Origin of the sequence: Methylobacterium sp. WL18 (assembly GCF_008040015.1) — a bacterium.
Lineage (GTDB): Bacteria > Pseudomonadota > Alphaproteobacteria > Rhizobiales > Beijerinckiaceae > Methylobacterium > Methylobacterium mesophilicum.
Genome location: NZ_VRVD01000859.1, coordinates 1 through 1617, shown reverse-complemented (window position 1 = coordinate 1617; position 1617 = coordinate 1). Strand labels below are relative to the sequence as shown.

Annotated in this window: 1 protein-coding gene, 1 tRNA gene and 1 pseudogene; 1 reads left to right on the top strand and 2 read right to left on the bottom strand. The window is 71.7% G+C overall.

The window, feature by feature from the left end:
* Window positions 1-600, top strand: a pseudogene (locus tag FV228_RS29085) (LLM class flavin-dependent oxidoreductase); the annotation flags it as partial.
* A 19-nt stretch (window positions 601-619) separates the two neighbouring features.
* On the opposite strand, the gene FV228_RS29080 reads toward FV228_RS29085, so the two are convergent.
* Window positions 620-696: transfer RNA gene (locus FV228_RS29080), tRNA-Met, on the bottom strand.
* 78 nt (window positions 697-774) lie between these two features.
* On the bottom strand, window positions 775-1617 hold an 843-nt coding region (locus FV228_RS29075; protein WP_147857637.1), incomplete at its 5' end, for an oligopeptide transporter, OPT family.

The window sequence follows — 1617 nt, the reverse complement described above, 5'->3', positions numbered from 1 at the left end:
GTGCTGCCCGGCCTCGCCACGGTGATCGGCGCCACGGAGGCCGAGGCGCGTCGGCGCCAGGACGCGCTGTGGGAGCTGGTTCCGCTGGAGTACAGCTTGGCGCGCCTCGCCGGGACGCTCCGGATCGACCCCGCGCGGCTCCACCTCGACAAGCCGCTGCCCGACCCGCTGCCGCTGCCGCCCGATGCCAGCCACACGATGTTCACCGGCACCGTCGCCCTGGCCCGCCGGGACAATCTGACGGTGCGCCAGTTGCTCCGCGCCCTCGGCGGCGGCGTCGGCCACCGCATCGTCGTGGGCACGCCGGAGCAGGTCGCCGACGACATCGAGGCCTGGTTCCGGGCGGGCGCCGCCGACGGGTTCAACCTGATGCCGGACGTCCTGCCGGACGGCCTCGAAACCTTCGTGGAGGCCGTCGTGCCGATCCTGCAACGGCGCGGCCTGTTCCGGAGGGACTATTCCGGCGTGACGCTCCGGGACCATCTTGGCCTCGAACGCCCGGCCTGGAAGCCGTCCGCCAACCGGAACTCATTGCTTGCAGCAATCGACCGAGCGCCTGCGAACGCCACGAAGTCAAAAGAAAACCCGCCACGTCATTGACCGGGCGGGTTGAAACCAATGGTAGCGGGAGAGGGACTCGAACCCCCGACACGAGGATTATGATTCCTCTGCTCTAACCAGCTGAGCTACCCCGCCCCAAGACGCGCGTCCCGAACGGGACGGCGCGGCCAGCGGCCGGGGTATAGGGAGGCCGGGCGCGGGCTGTCAACGGTGTTATGCGCGGAATTTGGGGGCGCCCGCGGGCCTTCGCTGCGAAGGGACCGCGAAGGGACCGCGGATGAACCGGGCCGCTGCGAAGAGTCCGACGACGAACACCGCGGCACCCAGATAGGTCGCGGCATCGGCGAAGTCCGGGCCGACCAGGCTGAGGGTCGAGGAATGGCCGAAGGCCGCGTCGACGGCCGTCAGGCCGATCCCGACGAAGCTCTCGCCGACCAGGAATCCGGAGGCGATCAGCACGCCGCGGCGGCGGGAGGCTTCGAGGTCCTCGGGGCCGGCGCCGCGGCGGCGCAGGGCGCGGGCGCACAGGAAGCCGAGCAGTCCGCCGAGCCCGATGGTCATCTCCACCGACAGCGGCAGGTACATGCCGATCCCCACGGTGAGCGCCGGGAAGCTGAACGCCCGGCGCTTGAGCGCGACTTCGAGGGCGACCATCACGGCGCCGAGGCCGCAGCCGATCAGCAGCATCGGCCAGGGCAGGGTGCGGGCCACGATGCCGTCCGCGATCTGGGTGACCAGGGCGGCCTGCGGCACCGTGAGCGCCAGCGCCGGGTCCATGCCGGGGCGCGGCATCGAGCCGACGAACCCGTAGGCGCCGTAGAGCAGCGACAGCAGCGGCACGATCACCAGCGAGCCGACGGCGACGCCGACGATCAGCACCACCTGCTGGCGCCAGGGCGTGGCGTCGACGATCTGGCCGGTCTTGAGATCCTGCAGGTTGTCGTTGGCGATCGACGCCGCGGTGACGATCACCGAGGCCGCCAGCAGCACCAGCGCGACGGTGACGCGCCGGGCCTCCGGGGTCCCGGCGGGGCCGAGCACCAGCGGCAGCAGGGC